The organism is Micromonospora sp. NPDC049366, assembly GCF_044466625.1.
In the GTDB taxonomy this organism is placed as follows: Bacteria; Actinomycetota; Actinomycetes; order Mycobacteriales; family Micromonosporaceae; genus Micromonospora.
On the sequence record NZ_JBITMV010000016.1, the window covers coordinates 46,568 to 62,447 of the forward strand.

General features: G+C 73.9%; 16 protein-coding genes. 7 read left to right on the forward strand and 9 right to left on the reverse strand.

Annotated elements, in window-relative coordinates; translation table 11 throughout:
* Positions 1 to 159: 159 nt before the first annotated feature.
* Positions 160 to 1,602, forward strand: coding sequence for an alpha-amylase family protein (locus tag ACIBTV_RS22395; protein ID WP_396707702.1), 1,443 nt, complete (start codon positions 160 to 162; stop codon positions 1,600 to 1,602).
* A 152-nt stretch (positions 1,603 to 1,754) separates the two neighbouring features.
* On the forward strand, positions 1,755 to 2,669 hold the full coding sequence (locus tag ACIBTV_RS22400) for a L,D-transpeptidase (protein WP_396707704.1): 915 nt from the start codon (positions 1,755 to 1,757) through the stop codon (positions 2,667 to 2,669).
* A gap of 103 nt (positions 2,670 to 2,772) precedes the next feature.
* Here the strand turns inward: ACIBTV_RS22400 and ACIBTV_RS22405 are convergent, their stop codons facing one another.
* From ACIBTV_RS22405 to ACIBTV_RS22420, 4 genes are read right to left on the reverse strand one after another with little or no spacing between them, the layout of a single operon-like run.
* On the reverse strand, positions 2,773 to 3,396 hold the full coding sequence (locus tag ACIBTV_RS22405; protein WP_396707706.1) for a response regulator transcription factor: 624 nt from the start codon (positions 3,394 to 3,396) through the stop codon (positions 2,773 to 2,775).
* Positions 3,393 to 4,523, reverse strand: coding sequence for a sensor histidine kinase (locus tag ACIBTV_RS22410; protein ID WP_396707708.1), 1,131 nt, complete (start codon positions 4,521 to 4,523; stop codon positions 3,393 to 3,395). Before ACIBTV_RS22410 ends, ACIBTV_RS22405 begins: the two co-directional genes overlap by 4 nt.
* A gap of 27 nt (positions 4,524 to 4,550) precedes the next feature.
* The gene (locus tag ACIBTV_RS22415) at positions 4,551 to 5,351 is read right to left on the reverse strand and encodes an ABC transporter permease (protein ID WP_396707710.1); all 801 of its coding nucleotides are present in this window, start codon (positions 5,349 to 5,351) and stop codon (positions 4,551 to 4,553) included.
* A 3-nt stretch (positions 5,352 to 5,354) separates the two neighbouring features.
* A complete protein-coding gene (locus tag ACIBTV_RS22420) occupies positions 5,355 to 6,254 on the reverse strand; it encodes an ABC transporter ATP-binding protein (protein WP_396707712.1) in 900 nt (299 codons plus the stop codon).
* Positions 6,255 to 6,446: 192 nt separating this feature from the next.
* On the opposite strand from ACIBTV_RS22420, the gene ACIBTV_RS22425 reads away from it, so the two are divergent.
* Both ACIBTV_RS22425 and ACIBTV_RS22430 read left to right on the forward strand, forming a co-directional pair.
* Positions 6,447 to 7,301 (forward strand): alpha/beta hydrolase, encoded by an 855-nt coding sequence (locus ACIBTV_RS22425; protein WP_396707714.1) that lies wholly within the window; start codon positions 6,447 to 6,449, stop codon positions 7,299 to 7,301.
* Positions 7,302 to 7,359: 58 nt separating this feature from the next.
* Positions 7,360 to 8,502, forward strand: a complete 1,143-nt coding sequence (locus ACIBTV_RS22430) for a site-2 protease family protein (RefSeq protein ID WP_396707716.1) — start codon at positions 7,360 to 7,362, stop codon at positions 8,500 to 8,502.
* 6 nt (positions 8,503 to 8,508) lie between these two features.
* On the opposite strand, the gene ACIBTV_RS22435 is transcribed toward ACIBTV_RS22430, so the two are convergent.
* Both ACIBTV_RS22435 and ACIBTV_RS22440 read right to left on the reverse strand, forming a co-directional pair.
* Positions 8,509 to 9,780, reverse strand: coding sequence for an FAD-binding protein (locus tag ACIBTV_RS22435; protein ID WP_396707718.1), 1,272 nt, complete (start codon positions 9,778 to 9,780; stop codon positions 8,509 to 8,511).
* Positions 9,777 to 10,502 (reverse strand): hypothetical protein, encoded by a 726-nt coding sequence (locus ACIBTV_RS22440; protein WP_396707719.1) that lies wholly within the window; start codon positions 10,500 to 10,502, stop codon positions 9,777 to 9,779. Before ACIBTV_RS22440 ends, ACIBTV_RS22435 begins: the two co-directional genes overlap by 4 nt.
* A gap of 151 nt (positions 10,503 to 10,653) precedes the next feature.
* Between ACIBTV_RS22440 and ACIBTV_RS22445 the strand changes: the two genes are divergently transcribed.
* On the forward strand, positions 10,654 to 11,055 hold the full coding sequence (locus ACIBTV_RS22445) for a hypothetical protein (RefSeq protein ID WP_396707721.1): 402 nt from the start codon (positions 10,654 to 10,656) through the stop codon (positions 11,053 to 11,055).
* Between the two features lie 6 nt (positions 11,056 to 11,061).
* Here ACIBTV_RS22445 and ACIBTV_RS22450 read toward each other — a convergent pair whose 3' ends face one another.
* Positions 11,062 to 11,991, reverse strand: a complete 930-nt coding sequence (locus ACIBTV_RS22450; RefSeq protein WP_396707723.1) for an LLM class F420-dependent oxidoreductase — start codon at positions 11,989 to 11,991, stop codon at positions 11,062 to 11,064.
* A gap of 68 nt (positions 11,992 to 12,059) precedes the next feature.
* Between ACIBTV_RS22450 and ACIBTV_RS22455 the strand changes: the two genes are divergently transcribed.
* Positions 12,060 to 12,590, forward strand: a complete 531-nt coding sequence (locus ACIBTV_RS22455) for an SRPBCC domain-containing protein (protein WP_396707725.1) — start codon at positions 12,060 to 12,062, stop codon at positions 12,588 to 12,590.
* 45 nt (positions 12,591 to 12,635) lie between these two features.
* Here ACIBTV_RS22455 and ACIBTV_RS22460 read toward each other — a convergent pair whose 3' ends face one another.
* On the reverse strand, positions 12,636 to 13,673 hold the full coding sequence (locus ACIBTV_RS22460) for a hypothetical protein (RefSeq protein WP_396707726.1): 1,038 nt from the start codon (positions 13,671 to 13,673) through the stop codon (positions 12,636 to 12,638).
* Positions 13,673 to 13,942: a hypothetical protein gene (locus ACIBTV_RS22465; protein ID WP_396707728.1), complete on the reverse strand. Its 270-nt coding sequence runs from the start codon at positions 13,940 to 13,942 to the stop codon at positions 13,673 to 13,675. Before ACIBTV_RS22465 ends, ACIBTV_RS22460 begins: the two co-directional genes overlap by 1 nt.
* 410 nt (positions 13,943 to 14,352) lie before the next feature.
* Here ACIBTV_RS22465 and ACIBTV_RS22470 point away from each other — a divergent pair, with 410 nt between their 5' ends.
* Positions 14,353 to 15,783: a serine hydrolase domain-containing protein gene (locus ACIBTV_RS22470; protein ID WP_396707729.1), complete on the forward strand. Its 1,431-nt coding sequence runs from the start codon at positions 14,353 to 14,355 to the stop codon at positions 15,781 to 15,783.
* Positions 15,784 to 15,880: the final 97 nt, after the last annotated feature.

Sequence of the window (15,880 nt, forward strand, 5' to 3'; positions counted from 1 at the left end):
GTCGGAGGGGCGGAGCAGAGAACGACACATGTCCATGCGTTGACAGTCGCTGCAATGCGCTTGTAACCTTTCGGAAAATTTCAGCCGTGGTTGCAAGTTCCCGGCAACTTACGGCCCGCGCCGCGCCGCACCTTCCCCCACCCCCGTCAGGAGCCTCCGATGCATCGACGCCGATGCCGCGCGGCGGTCCTCGCCGCCGCCGTGCTCGCCACCCTCCTCACTCCGATCGCCGCGCCGGCACCCCCGGCCGTCGCGGCCCCCGGCGGCACCAAGAAGGTCATCGTCCAGCTCTTCGAGTGGAACTGGCCGTCGGTCGCCGCCGAGTGCCAGAGCACCCTGGGCCCGAAGGGCTACGGGTACGTGCAGGTCTCCCCACCGCAGGAGCACGTACGCGGATCCCAGTGGTGGGTCGCGTACCAGCCGGTCAGCTACCGGATCGAGTCCCGCAAGGGCACCCGCGCCCAGTTCCAGTCCATGGTGAACACCTGCCACGCGGCGGGTGTGAAGGTGATCGTCGACGCGGTCGTCAACCACATGTCCGGGCAGGAGGCGGGCGGCACCGGCTGGGCCGGGTCGACGTACGGCCACTACGACTACCCGGGCATCTACCAGACCCAGGACTTCCACCACTGCGGTCGCAACGGCAACGACGACATCGTCAACTACAACGACCGCTACGAGGTGCAGAACTGCGAACTGGTCAACCTGGCCGACCTGCGCACCGAGTCCGACTACGTCCGCGGCCGGCTCGCCGCGTACCTCAACGACCTGCTCGCTCTCGGCGTGGACGGCTTCCGGATGGACGCGAGCAAGCACATGCCGGCCGCCGACATCGCGGCCCTGCGCGCGCGGCTGTCCCGGTCGGCGTACATCGTGCAGGAGGTCATCCACGGCGCGGGCGAGCCGATCCAGCCGGGCGAGTACACCGGCAACGGGGACGTGCACGAGTTCCGCTACGGCAAGGACCTGGCCCGGGTGTTCCGCTCGGAGCGGCTCGCGTACCTGCGCAACTTCGGTGAGGGCTGGGGCCATCTGCCGAGCGGACCGGCGGCGGTCTTCGTGGACAACCACGACACCCAGCGCGACGGCGGTGTGCTGACCTACCGCGACCGGGGGATCTACGCGCTGGCCAACGCCTTCATGCTGGCCTGGCCGTACGGCTCCCCCACCGTCATGTCCAGCTACACGTTCAGCGGGCGCGACCAGGGGCCACCCTCGGACGCGACCAACAGGACGCTGAACACCACCTGCTACTCGGGCTGGGAGTGTGAGCACCGCTGGCCCGTCATCGCCAACATGGTCGGCTTCCGCAACGCCACCGAGGGCGCCGGGGTCGCCAACTGGTACGACAACGGCAACAACCACATCGCGTTCAGCCGGGCCGGCAAGGGCTACATCACGATCAACGACGAGGACTCGGCGATCAACGGGCGGTCGTACTCCACCGGCCTGCCCGCCGGCCGCTACTGCGACGTCATCCACGGCACCTTCAGCAACGGCTCGTGCAGCGGACCGGTGATCACCGTGGACGGCAACGGTTGGTTCGCCGCCAACATCCCCGCCCACGACGCCGTGGCCATCCACGTCAACGCCCGCCTCTGACCCCCGGCCCCCAAGCGGTGATCAAGAGGTTTGCGTCAACGTCCGGCCCCGGACTGACGCAAACCTCTTGATCACCGGGGCGAACCGGGCCCGGCGGGGCGGTTTTGTGAAGGTGGGCAATGCCGGCGGGTATCACCCTTAGAGTGATTTTCGTGGCGTTTGACCGAATGATCGCTCCGGGCCGTCGACGGTGGCTCCTCGCCGGTGTCGGCGTACCGGCGCTGCTGGTGGCCGCGTTCCTCGTCGGCCTGACCCTCACCCCGACCGCGGAGCCCACCCACCCGCTGGGAGCGGCGGCCACCTCGTCGGCACCGGAGCCCGCGGACGTCGACCAGACGCCGGACGAGCCGGTCCCGTCCGCCGCGCCCGCTCCGGCGAGCCTGCCGACGGTCACGTACGACCCGGCGCCGGCCGGCTTCCCCGCCGACCCGGCCACCATGGACACCGCCCCGCTGACCGAAGGGCTGCACCCGACCCGGCGGATCGCCGCCTACAACGCGCCCGGCGGCAAGCCGCTCGCCTTCCTCACGCCGACCATCAGCGGCGTCGAGGTGACCATGCCGATCGCCGAGCGCCGGACCGGCTGGACGGCCGTGCTGCTGCCCTCGGCGAACCGTCGGCTGGCGTGGGTCCCGGCGGGCGGGTACGAGACCGTCGACCTGCGCGACCAGATCGTGGTGGAGCGCCGCCTGCACCGCCTGACCTGGTACCGGGAGGGTGCGGCGGTCCGCACCTGGCCGGTCAGTCTCGGCCAACGGGGGCAGGAGACGCCGCTCGGCCGGACGTTCATCCTCGGCCGGACCCCGCCGCCGCAGGACGTCTACGGCGGGGTGGACATCTTCGCCCTCGGCTCGGTGCCCGACGACCCCGACTCGGTGCCGACCGGCCTGCGCGGCGCGCACATCGGCCTGCACACCTGGTACCACGACGGGGAGTTGGGCAAGAGCACCACCAACGGCTGCATCCGGCTGACCCCGAGCGGGCAGCGCGAACTGCTGGCCGAGGTGCGACCGGGCAGCAGCGTGGTGGTCGTCGAGGAGCTTCCCGAACCGCCGCCGACCGTCTGACCCCACGGCCGCCCATCGCCCCGCCCGCCGGTAGCCGGCACCGGGAAGCCAGCCCACCCGCCGGAAGCCGGCACCGAACGACGGAAGCCGGCCGACGGGCGCCTCAGTCGCCGAGCAGCCAGCCGTTCTGCTCGGCGATCCGGACGGCGTCGGCGCGGTTGCGGCCGCCGGTCTTACCGATCACCGCGGAGAGGTGGTTGCGCACCGTCCCCTCCGACAGGTGCAGTGCGCGCGCCAGGTCGGCGACGGTGCCGCCGGCCCGAGCGGCGCGCAGCACGGCGGTCTCCCGGTCGGTGAGCGGGCTGGCCCCGGTGGCGAGCGTCTCCGCGGCCAACGTCGGGTCGACCACCCGCAGGCCGGCGTGAACGCGGCGCACCGCCTCGGCCAACTGTCGGGCCGGGGTGTCCTTGACGACGAACCCGTTCGCGCCGGCCTCCATCGCGCGACGCAGGTAGCCCGGACGACCGAACGTGGTGACCACCAGCACCCGGCAGCGGGGCAGCGCGGCCCGCAGGGCCACGGTCGCGGCGATCCCGTCCAGCCCGGGCATCTCCACGTCGAGCAGGGCGACGTCCGGGTCGGTGCGCCGGGCCTCGGGCACCACCTCGTCGCCGCGCCCGACCTCGGCCACCACCGTGAGGTCCTCCTCCAGCGAGAGCAGCGCGGCCAGCGCCCCCCGGACCAGGGCCTGGTCGTCGGCGAGCAGCACCCGGATCGGCGCGCTCACCGCTGCGCTCCCGGCACGCCGACCCGGAGCAGGAAGCCCTGCCCGTCGGGGCGGCGACCGACGGTGACCGTCGCGGCCAGCCGCTCCGCCCGCTCCCGCAGGCCCGTGAGACCGTGTCCCGTCGCCACCTCCGGTGTCGGGCCCCGACCGTCGTCGGCGATCTCCACCTCCTCCGGGCGCACCCGGATCGTGCAGCTCCGCGCCCCGCTGTGCCGGACCACGTTGGTCACCCCTTCCCGTACCGCCCAGGCGAACAGCTCGTCCCGCTCGGCCGGCAGCTGCGGCACGTCGTCCGGCGCCTCCACCGCGACGCCCGCCGCGGCGAGCGCCGAGCGGGCGCCGGCCAGCTCCTCGGCCAGCCGCACCCCGCGGTACGCCCCGACGGTCCGTCGCACGTCGGCCAGCGCCGACCGGGCCAGCCGCTCCACGTCCGCGATCTCGCTCGCCGCCCGGTCCGGGTCGACCGGCAGCAGCCGACCGGCCAGCTCGGCCTTGATGGCCACCACGGTGAGCGAGTGGCCGAGGATGTCGTGCAGGTCGCGTGCGGTGCGGGCCCGCTCCTCGGCGACCGCCAGGCGCCCGATCTGCTGCTGCGCGGCCCGCAGTTCGCCGTTGCGCTGCGCCAGGGCGGACACCCCGAACATGGCGAACGAGGCGAGCAGCACGGCGAAGACGATCGTGCTCTCCCCCGCCCAGCCCGGCACCAGGTGGCCGGCGACCGGCGGGGTGATCGCGGACAGCACGACCACGACCGCGGCCCACGCCGGCGGGAGCAGGAACACGGCCGCGGCCGCGACGAAGACCAGCGTCGTCATCCAGTCGCCGTCGGTGCCGGGGATGCCGAGCACGCCGAGGACGAGCAACCCCAGCACGGCGGTCACCGCCCGGCGCCGCGGGATCGGCCGGCTGGCCTGCCGGTGGGACCGGGCCCACTCGAAGACCAGCACGTACGCCACGGCGAAGGCGACCAGCGTGCCCAGCCCGAGCGCCCGCCGCCACGGCTCGTCCTGCCGCAGCGCGGTCGCGAACGGCACGTTGAGGAAGAACAGCCAGACCGCGGCCAGCAACCAGCCGGTGAGCCGCCACATGCGACTCCCCGGCTGGGCCTGACCCGTCGACACGTCCATCGGGTCCACGCTAACGTCCCGCCCCGGTCAGACCCGGGCGGTGTCCCGGCGGAACAGCCGGGTCGCGGCGACCGCGAAGAGGACCGTCCACGCCACCAGGTTGGCGAGCGCCCCCAGGCTCAGGCCGTCCCCGGTCAGCGGGGCGCGGGCCAGCTCGCCGACACCGTAGACCGGGGTGAAGCGGGCGATGTCGGCGATGACCTCGGGCAGCACCTCGACCGGCACGAAGAGACCGCCGAACATGGCCAGCACGGCCAGGATCGGCCCGATGAACTGCATGACGTTCTCGGCCGGCACCAGGTAGCCGATGAAGAGGCCGAAGGCGGCGAAGACCAGCGAGCCGAGCCAGGCCGCGACCCCGCAGAGCAGCCAGACGTCGACGGGGAGCCGGACACCGGCGGCGGCGCCGACGGCGAACTCCACGCAGACCGCGACCGCGCCGAGTGCCATCGCGGTGGCGACCTTGACAGCGACGTACGCGGCCGGGCGCAGCGGGGTCAGCCGCAGCTGGCGGCTCCAGCCCAGCGCCCGCTCGGTGGCGACCGCCGCGCCCGCGCTCGTGGTGGCGACCATCGCCGCGTACACGGCGAGGCTGACCATCACGTACGCGATGACCGAGCGGCCGTTGGGGAGCTGCTCGCCGCGCTCCGGCAGGCCGAAGATGAGGAAGAAGACGGCCGGCATGATCAGCGTGAACGCGAGCGTACGGCGGTTGCGCAGCACCCGCCGCAGCTCGATGCCGAGCAGGGCCGGGGAGAAGCCGCCCAGGGCGGGCGGGCGGCGGGGGTCGACGGTCGTGGCGGCACTGGTCGGCAGGGTGGCGGTCATCGTTCAGGCTCCGGTCCGGTCGGTGGTGAGGGCGAGGAAGGCGTCCTCGAGGTTGCGGGAGGTGATCTCGACGTCCCGGGCAGCGGTCCGGGTCAGCAGGTGACGGGCCACCTCGTCCGAGTCGCCGGTACGGATCAGCACGCTGTCGCCGCGTAGCTCGACCGCGTCGACGCCGGGCAGCGCCGCGAGGGCGGCCTGGTCGGCGCCGGGCAGAGTGGCCCGCACCAGCCGGCCGGCGGCCAGGTTCTTGATCTCGGCGGTGGTGCCGTCGGCGACGATCCGACCCTGCCGGACCAGCACGATCCGGTCCGCGTACGCGTCGGCCTCGTCCAGGTAGTGGGTGGCGAAGATGACGGTCCGTCCGGATCGGGCGTCCCGCCGCAGCGCCTGCCAGAACTCGCGGCGCCCCTCGACGTCCATACCGGTCGTCGGCTCGTCGAGCACCATCAGGTCCGGGTCGGGCAGCAGGGCCAGCGCGAACCGCAGCCGCTGCTGCTGGCCGCCCGAGCAGCGCCCGACCACCCGGTCGGCGAGGTCGGCGATGCCGGCCCGCTCCAGCACCTCGGCGGCGGGGCGGGTGCGCCGGTAAAGGTTGGCGGTGAACCGCACCGTCTCGCCGACGGTCAGGTCCTTGAGCAGCCCGCCGGTCTGGAGCACCGCGGCCACCCGGCCGCGGGCGATCGCGTCCACCGGGCTGCCGCCGAGGACCCGCACCCGGCCGGCGTCCGGGCGGGCCAGGCCGAGCAGCATGTCGATCGTGGTGGTCTTGCCGGCGCCGTTCGGTCCGAGGAAGGCGACCACCTCGCCGGGCTCCACCCGCAGGCTCAGCCCGTCCACGGCGGTGACCGCGCCGAAGGTCTTGGTGAGGCCGCTCAGCTCGACGGCCGGATGCGTACTGGTCATGCCGGAAATGCTCCGCCGGCGACCGACCAGGTACCCGGAGCGCCCGTCACGTTGGGCCCGTGACATTTGTCAGGGCCGTCCGCCGGGTCCCCGGCCACACGGTCTGGTCCGGGTGCCCCGGGCGGGCAGGATTCCCCGGACGTCAGCCGGGTAACCGCCGGTGCCGCACGACGCGACGCCGGGGAGGGCGCTATGGGCAGCACACCGAAGGGCAACGTCGACACCGTCGTCCTGATCCACGGGCTGTGGATGACCCCGCGCAGCTGGGAGGGGTGGGCCGCCCGGTACGCGGAGCGCGGGCTGCGGGTGCTCACCCCCGGCTGGCCCGGCATGGACGCCGACGTGCAGCAGCTCCGGGACGACCCCAGCCCGATCGCGGAGCAGAGCATCCGCGGCATCGTCGACCACTACGAGCGGATGATCCGGCCCATGTCCCGCCAGCCGGTCATCATGGGCCACTCGTTCGGCGGGTTGATCACGCAGCTCCTGGTCGACCGGGGGCTCGGCGCGGCGGCGGTCGGCGTCCACTCCGCACAGATCAAGGGTGTGCTCAAGCTGCCCCCGAGCACCCTGCGCTCCGCCTTCAGCATCCTGCGCAACCCGGCGAACCGGCACAAGGCGGTGCCGTTCACCCAGGACGACTTCCACTACGCGTTCGGCAACACGATGAGCCGGGCCGACTCCGACCGGGCCTGGCAGCGCTACGCGGTCCCCGGCGCCGGGCGGGTGCTCTTCGAAGGAGCCTTCGCCAACCTCGACCCGCGCTCACCCGCCCAGGTCGACACCCGGCGGGACGACCGGGCGCCGCTGCTGCTGCTCGCCGGCGGCGCCGACCACGTGGTGCCGCCGACGGTCGTGCGCAGCAACGCCGCGCTCTACACGAAGTCGCGGGCGCTGACCGCGTACCACGAGTTCCCCGGTCGCTCGCACTTCACCGTCGGGCAGGAGGGCTGGGAGGAGGTCGCCGACTACGCGCTGAACTGGGCGCTGGAGGCGGCAGCGCTCCCGCGTCGGGAGACCGTCGCCAGCGAGAGCCCGCGCCGCTGACCGGAGACCGGCCGGGGCAACCTGGCATGGCGGGACGCTGAGGGGGTACCACGAACCCATGAGGGCGAGCTTCCGGCTTGGCCGGGTCGCGGGCGTACCCGTCGGGGTCAACTGGAGCGTCCTGGTCATCTTCGCGTTGATCTGGTGGGGGCTGGCGGCCAACCAGTTCCCCCGCTCCTACCCCGACCGTCCGGGGGCCCTGTACGTCCTGTCCGGGCTGGTCGCGGCGGTGGTCTTCTTCCTCGGCCTGCTGGCCCACGAGGTGTCCCACGCGATCGTGGCCAAGCGCAACGGGCTGGAGGTCGGCGGGATCACGCTGTGGCTGTTCGGCGGGGTGGCCGAGCTGCACGGCGAGGCGAAGGACCCGGGCGCCGAGCTACGCATCGCCGGGATCGGGCCGCTGGTGAGCGCCTGCATCGGGCTGGTCTTCGGGGCGTTCGCCATCATCCTCGCCCAGGTCGGTTACCGCGGCCTGCTGCTGGGGGTGCTGGCGTGGCTGGCCGGCATCAACATCCTGCTGGCGGTCTTCAACGCGCTGCCCGCCGCGCCGCTGGACGGCGGCCGGCTGCTGCGCGCCGGGGTGTGGCGGTGGACCGGGGACCGGACGAAGGCGACCGTGGTCGCGTCCCGCGCCGGCTGGGCGCTCGGCGTGCTGCTCATCGGGCTGGGCCTGTGGCAGTTCTTCTCCGGGGTGGGCGTCGGCGGGCTGTGGCTGGCCCTGATCGGCTGGTTCCTGATCGGTGCCGCCAGCATGGAGGAGCGGCAGGCCCGGATGGGCAGCGCGCTGCGCGGCGTGCGGGTGGCCGACGTGATGACCCCGCAGCCGCAGACCGCGTCGGCGGAGATGACGGTGGCGGACTTCGTGGACAACTACCTGTTCGCGTACCGGCACTCGGCGTTGCCCCTGATCGAGGACGGGCGGCCGATCGGCCTGGTCACCCTCGACCGGGTGCGGGGCATCCCGGTGGACCGCCGGCCGGCGACGACCCTGGGCGAGGTCGCCTGCCGGGCCGACGACCTGGTGCTCGCCCAGCCGGACGAGCAGCTCAACGACCTGCTCCCCCGGCTCAACCAGTGCGCCGACGGGCGGGCCCTGGTGGTGACCGAGGACCGGCTCATCGGCATCGTCTCCCCCAGCGACATCAGCCGGGCCGTCGAGCGCAACACCCTCCGCGACCAGCCCGCCCTCTCCCGCCGCTGACCGGGGTCAGCGGGGGAAGAGGCGGTCGAGTTCGTCGGTGCGGAACGTGCCGTCGGGGTCGAGCTTGTCCAGGAGGGCCCGGAAGTCGCGGTAGCGCGGCCAGGCGGCGGCGACGGCCTCGGCGTCCAGTCCGAAGACCTTGCCCCAGTGCGGACGTGGCGTGAACGGCGCCAACCGCTGCTCCACCTCGGCCACCACCGGCGCGACCGCCGCCTCGTCGCCGATCCAGGTGAAGTGGATGGCGAGGCTGTCCCGTTCGTGATTCGGGCTGAGCCACAGCCCGTCCGCGGCCACCGCGCGCAGCTCGGAGATCTGCAGCACGGCCGCGATCCGGTCGGCCATCGGGTCGAGCGCGGCCAGCGCCTCGGCGGCGGCCGCCCGGGGCAGGTGGTACTCCGACTGGAGCTCGTCGCCGCTGCTCGGGGTGAACCCGAGCCGGAAGTGCGGCAGCCGCTCGTGCCACGGCCCCCGCTCGCCGAACTGCGGGGTGCAGTTCTCCGCCGGCATGCCGGGCACCGGATGCTGCGGGGCGTCGGCCGCCGTCGTGCCGAGCCAGCCCGCCGGTGGCGCCGGCTGGTCGGCCCGCTGCTTGCGCCACACCTGGCCGATGCGGGGCGAGCGCCAGTCGGTGAAGATGCTGACGCTGTACGCGGAGCCGAGCGCCGCGTCCAGTTCGGCGCGCGGCAGGCCGAGGTGGACGTACTGGCGGACGTCGTACGTCGGGACCACGTCGAGCGTGACCCGGGTGACCACGCCGAGCGCGCCGAGGGAGACGACCATGCCGGCGAAGGTGTCCCCGTCGGCGTCGCGGTCCACCCGCAGCAGGTCACCGTCGGCGGTGACCAGTTCCAGCGCGGCGACGGCGGTGGCGAGGTTGCCGTTGCCCTCGCCCGAGCCGTGGGTGCCGGTGGCGATCGCGCCGGCCACCGAGATGTGCGGCAGCGACGCGAGGTTGGCCAGGGCGTACCCCTCGGCGTGCAGCCGGGTGGCCAGGTCGCCGTAGCGCAGGGCGGCGGCGACGGTGACGGTCCCCCGGTCCCGGTCGAGCGTGACCTCCGGTGGCAGGCCGGCGAGGCTGACCAGGTCGCCGGTGCTGTCGCCGAGGCGGTTGAAGGAGTGCCCGGTGCCGACGGCCCGGAGGCGCCGGCTGCCGGCGACGATGCGCCGCAGCTCGTCGACGTCGGTGGGCCGGTGGTGGCGCTGGGCGGCGTACCGCACGTTGCCGGCCCAGTTGCGGCGCGGCACCGCGTCGCCGCCGTGGTCGAGGGGGGTGGTCATAGGGTGGGCTCCCGGTCGGTGGTTCGGTCGTCGGCGAGGGCGTCGCCGAGCGCGGCGAGCGTCTCGTCGACCTGACGTTGGTCGTAGCCCCGCTGCGCGACGACCGGCCCGGCGGCCCGGGCCTGCTCGATCGCGTCCCGGGCGGCCTGCCGTTCGGCCGCGCCGCCCCAGGCCAGGGCCTCCTGCCCGCGCCGGACGAGCCGGTCGATCACGTTCGTGCGGTAACCGCGCAGCCCCACGGTGAGGTCCGGCACCGCGAAGGCGGATCGTCGCGCGCCGTGGGCGTCGAGGAACCGGTCCCCGGCGAACCGGGCGAGGGCGGCCGCCACCTCCTCGGGGCGGTCGCGCACCTGGCCGAGGTCGAGCAGCTCGACCGCCTTCCGGCCGTCGACCGGGTGCCGACCGGCCGGGGGCAGGCCGACGGTCACGCCCGCCGCGGGCACCAGCAGCAGGCGGGGTGGGGCGGGACGACCCTCGTGGGGCAGCGGCTGGTCGAGCACGAGCGCCTCGACCTGCGCCCACGGGATCGTCCGGCGCAGGCCGGGCCGGCGTACGGTCAGGCCGTCCGGGCCGATCGCGAACCGGAACGGCCGCAGCGCGGAGAGCAGCACCGCGCCGCCGAGGGCGATGACGCCCACCGCGACGACCGTCCGCAGCACGGCCCCGTGGCGCGGCAACGCCAGCAGGAACACCCCGGCCAGGACGCAGACCAGGGGCAGCACGAGCGATCCTCGGCTCCGGCGCAGTTCCACGACCTGACCCCCCCGTTCCCGACCGTGGTCGTCGGTGCGAGCATCCTCCGCCACCCCGACACCGGGCGGCACCGGGCGATCGGGCACGGTTGCCCACGGCGTCGGGGGGAACCCTACGCCCATGAGTAGTTATCGAGACCCCGCCCCACGCGGCGACGTGTTCCCGTCCGAGGAGGAGATCGACCCGACCGGCAGCGGGCTGGAGCCGGTCAGCGGACCGGTCGGGGCGCGCCCCGACGCGACCTCGCCGGGTCCGCGGCCCACGCCGGCGCCACCACCGGCGCCGACGCCGGTGCCCACGCCCGGCCCGCCGCCCCGCGTGGAGCGCGGCGGCGGCCGTTCGATCGTCACCCGGCACCTGGACGGGTCGGTCGAGGTGGTCACCGACCTCGACGGCGACGGGCTGGCCGACGTGGTGCAGGTCGACCTGGACGGCGACGGTGTGCCGGACGTGACCTACCTCGACCGGGACCGCGACGGGCGGCTGGACACCGTGCTGCGCGGTCCCGGTCCGGTGGGCTGAGCGGCGTCAGACCTTCGGCAGCACCTCGGCGGCGACGAGCTCCAGGTGGTCGAGGTCGGCGAGGTCGAGCACCTGAAGGTAGATGCGCTCGCTGCCGGCCGCGGCGTACCGGCCGATCTTCTCGATGACCTCGCCGGGGGTGCCGGCCAGGCCGTTCTCGCGCAGCTCGTCGGGGTCCCGGCCGATCGCCTCGGCCCGGCGGGCCACCTCGGCGTCGTCCCGACCGCAGCAGAGCACCAGCGCGTTGGACCAGCGCAGCTCGGCCGGGTCGCGTCCGATCTCGGCGCAGGCGTCCCGGACGCGGCCGAACTGGGTCACGGTGTCCTCGACCGAGGCGAAGGGGAGGTTGAACTCGTCGGCGTAGCGGGCGGTGAGGCGCGGGGTGCGCTTCGCGCCCATGCCGCCGAGCAGGATCGGCGGGCGCGGCGCCTGCACCGGCTTCGGCAGCGCGGGCGAGCCGCTCACCGGGTAGTACCGGCCGGCGAAGTCGAACGTCTCACCCGGCGGCGTCGCCCAGAGCCCGGTGATGACGGCGAGCTGCTCCTCGAGCCGGTCGAACCGCTCGCCCAGCGACGGGAACGGGATGCCGTACGCGGTGTGCTCCTCGCCGAACCAGCCGGTACCGATGCCCAGCTCCACCCGGCCGCCGCTCATCTGGTCGACCTGGGCGACGGTGATCGCCAGGGGACCGGGCAGCCGGAAGGTGGCGGCGGTCATCAGGGTGCCGAGCCGGATCCGGTTGGTCTCACGGGCCAGGCCGGCCAGCGTGGTCCACGCGTCGGTCGGGCCGGGATCCCCGCTCACGTCGCCCATCTTGAGATAGTGGTCGGAGCGGAAGAACGCCGCATAACCGGCGTCCTCGGCGCAGCGGGCCACGGCGAGCAGCTCGTCGTAGCTTGCGCCCTGCTGGGGTTCGGTGAAGATCCGCAGTTCCATGACCTGAGCATATGGAGCCGGTCGCGGGCCCGCCGACGGACCAGGCACCCCGACAGTCAGGAGCGATGATGGACCGCACGACGTTCCACCCGAGCCCGCCGCTGGCGGTCAGCTGCGAGACCACCGACGGGACGAGCAGCCTGCTCCTGTCCCGGCCCCTGCCGCATCCGCCGCCCCCGGTCTGGGCCCTGCTGACCGACCCGGCCCGGTTGGCCGAGTGGGCGCCGTTCCTCGCCGACCGGGACCTCGGGTCGCCCGGGGCCGCCGTGCTCACCCTGGTCGACGGGGAGCACCGGGAACAGCACCCCGCGACCGTACGGCGGGCCGAGCCGCCGCACCTGCTGGAGTACACCTGGGGCGACGACCTGCTGCGGTGGGAGATCGATCCCACGGTGGGCGGGAGCCTGGTCACGCTGCGGCACACGGTGGCCGACCCGCAGTTCGTGCCGAGCGTCGCCGCCGGCTGGCACCTCTGCCTCGACGTGGCCGCCCGCCTGCTCGACGGTGACCCGGTCGGCCCCATCCGCGGGTCGGAGGCACAGGAGTTCGGCTGGCCGGAGCTGCGCCACGCGTACGCCCGACGGCTCGGCGTGGACTGAGGCCGGCCGGCGGCGGGCCGCGGGTGACCCGCCGCGGGCCGGCGCTCAGACGTACGGGCGGGTGGCGTAGGCCTTGCGCAGCGCGGCGAGCCCGGTCGCCTTGGGGGTGAGCGTCCCCCAGCCGGAGTTGAAGTAGTTGGTCCGCACGATGCGGGGCCCCCGCTCGGCGTTGAGCGCCGCGATCGCGGCGGGAACGGTGGCGATCCAACCGGCCTGGTCGGGCACCTCGGCGACCCGGACTCCCCACTCGGCGATGAGCACCGGCCGGGACAGCCCGACCGGGCCGAGGTCGGCGACCGCCCAGTCCTTCGTCCGCCGGAACCGGGCGAGCGCGGTGTCGCCGGCGCTGGTCGCGTAGACGTTCCACTGGAGGAAGTCCAGCTTCGACATCAGCGCCTCGGGGTGGGTGCGCTGGAAGCAGGCCCGGTCGAACCCGCCCACCCCGACCGAGAAGGTCGTCCCCGCCGGCGGCGTGCGCGCCCGGAACCAGTTCACGATGTACGTCATCGCCTGCACCGCGCGGGCGTCGGACTCCGCCCACGTGTAGGCCCGCCCGGCCTCGCTGGTGCCGAACTCGTGGTCGGTGTCCAGCTCGGAGGCGAGTTGGATGTTCACCGCGAAGCCCATCGTGCGGTACTGGGACAGGGCGCGGGCGAACAGGCCGTCGCACTGGCCGGCGATGACCTGGCCGTAGCCGTACGCCTTGGGCCAGCTCGTGCCCGGTCGCTGCTGGATGGTCATGGCGGGCTCCGGCACGGTGTACGACGTGCCGTCCACGGTGAACGTCTGCGGCCCGGCGTTGGGCGCCCCGTAGTGCTTCAACTCCAGCACCATGTTCACCTGGACCCCGGCCTTGCCCAGGGTGATCAGCCAGGGTCGCTGGTATCCGGGGAAGGTGTAGCCGTCGGCGAAGCTGCGGTACTGGGTGAGGGACCGAAAGTTGCCGCCGGCCAGGTCGGCGGTCGGGTCGGCGCCGCCGGAGAGGTAGTAGCCGCCGAGCACGGGCGGGGCGATGGTGTAGTCCGCGTTGGCCGTGGCGGTACGCCCACCGTTGTCGCGCACGCTCACGGTGACCCGGGGCATCACGCCACCGCCCGGTAGACGGCGACGGTTCCGGTGTCCGAGAGCCGGGTCCAGTCGCGGCCGGAGTCGTCGGTGACGGTGAGGGTGAGTGGGTCGATGACGGCGGCGACGCGCACCGGGGCGCTGCTGTTGCCCTGCGCGTCGGTCACCACGATCGTGACGGTCAACGGTCTGGTGTCCGCGTCGCCGTAGGTCACCGTCAGGGTCATGGGATCCCCCGGCGAGTAGGAGGCGGCGTTCAGGGAAGCGGTCACGGTGGGAGCGGCCATGTCGGCCCCTCCTTCCTTGCTCGGCCGCCGGGAAGGCGCGGCTCGCGGCCGGCGCCGGCCCGGTCGGGCGTCGGGATACGGCGAGCCGGGAGCGCCGGGGACGCGCGGGACGCGCACCGGTCACCGGACCGGCTGCCGGGGATGGGTGACGTCCTTGTCCGGGCGGAGGAGTGGGATGTGGCCCGCCATCCGTCAGCCTCTTGACCTGCTACAACAGTGCGACGCCGAACCCCCGACCGTCTTGTCTGCTATCAGACAGTCGTACCGTCTTGCGAAGAAAAGCCCGTCGTCACGCCGGCACCGATCCGGTGACCGTGGCCGGTGGGTCGGCCCGACCGCCCACTCGGGCGATCGACAACCGCCGGGGTGGCCGGGTGCGTCACGCGCCGGCGCCTGTCATGATGCCGCGCATGTCCCTGCACCGCCGTACCGTCCTCGGCGCCGGTCTGGCCGCCGTCACCGCCGCCGTCGCCGGCTGCCGCGACCAGGCCGCGCCGTCGTCCGCCGCGTCCTCCGCGGGACCGTCGGCCACGACGGGGACGGCGGACGCGGCGCGGCAGGCCGGAGCCCGCGCCGAGATGGGGGCCACCGGCTCGACCTCGCCCTCCGTCGACGCCGAGATGGGGGCGGCGGAGGCGACCGCGGGCGGGGTGGACAGCGGCTCGCCGCTCAGTCGCCACCTCAGCCGGGAGCTCGGCCGCCACCTCCAGCCGACCAGGGAGAACCCGACGCATCCCGGCTACGCCGGCGCGGTGGCGCTCTGCCAGGTGGACGGGAGCGTCACCGCCCTGTCGGTGGTGGGCAAGGCGCTGCGCTACGACGCCGGCCCGGTGCTGCTGCCGGAGGCGAAGCAGGTGGCGATGCGGCCGGACTCCATCTTCGACGTCGCGTCGCTGACCAAGATCTTCACGGCGATCCTGACCCTGCAACAGGTCGACAAGGGTCGGATCGCCCTCGACACGCCCGTCGTGACCCACCTGCCCGGCTTCGCCGGGCCGGGCAAGGACAAGATCACCGTCGCCATGCTGCTGGCACACACCAGCGGCCTACCCGTCGGGGCCACCGTCACCGGCCTGCCCGACGACGCCGCACGCCGTGCCGCCGTCCTCGCGACGCCGCTGGTCAAGGGCGCCGTTCCCGGTACGGTCTTCCGCTACTCCAGCGTCGGGCTGATGGTCGCCGCCCAACTCGTCGAGAAGCTCACCGGGCAGCGGCTCGACAAGGCCCTCCAGGCCGGGATCACCGGCCCGCTCGGCCTGCGCGACACGGGGTTCAACCCGAAGAACTGGCTCAGCTCGGCCGACCAGGCCGCCCGGCTGGTCGCCACCGACGCCCGCTCCTCGCGGGGGCTGCTGCGCGGGATCGTCCACGACGACGTGGCCAACCACCTCGGCGGAATCGCCGGGCACGCCGGCATCTTCAGCACCGCGGCCGACCTCGCCGTCATCGGGCAGCTCCTCTTGGACGGCGGCGCCTACCGGGGCACGCGCATCCTCTCCGAGCGCATCACCCGGCAGATGCTCACGAACGTCAACGTCGGCCTGCCCGCCGTCGACCCGGACCGCCCCAACCGCACCTCGGACCACGGCCTCGGCGTCGTGCTGAACCAGCCCTGGTTCATGGGTCAGCTGGCCACCAGCATCACCTTCGGGCACACCGGCTTCACCGGCACCTCGCTGCTCGTCAACCCGGCCCGGCGGATGGTCCTGGTCCTGCTCACCAACCGGGCCCACCCCAACTGGAGCTGGGCCAACCCGGACCCGGTGCGGGTGGCCGTCGCCAACGTCATCGCCACGACCCGGGGCGCCAGCGCTCCGCCGCTGAGCCCCCGACGTCGATGACGACCCTGCCCCCGCCACCGGCCGCCTCGACGGCGCGCCGCACAGCGGCCGCGTTCGCGCCAGGTCGCCGTGCGGGCAACATCCGTGATCGAGGGGC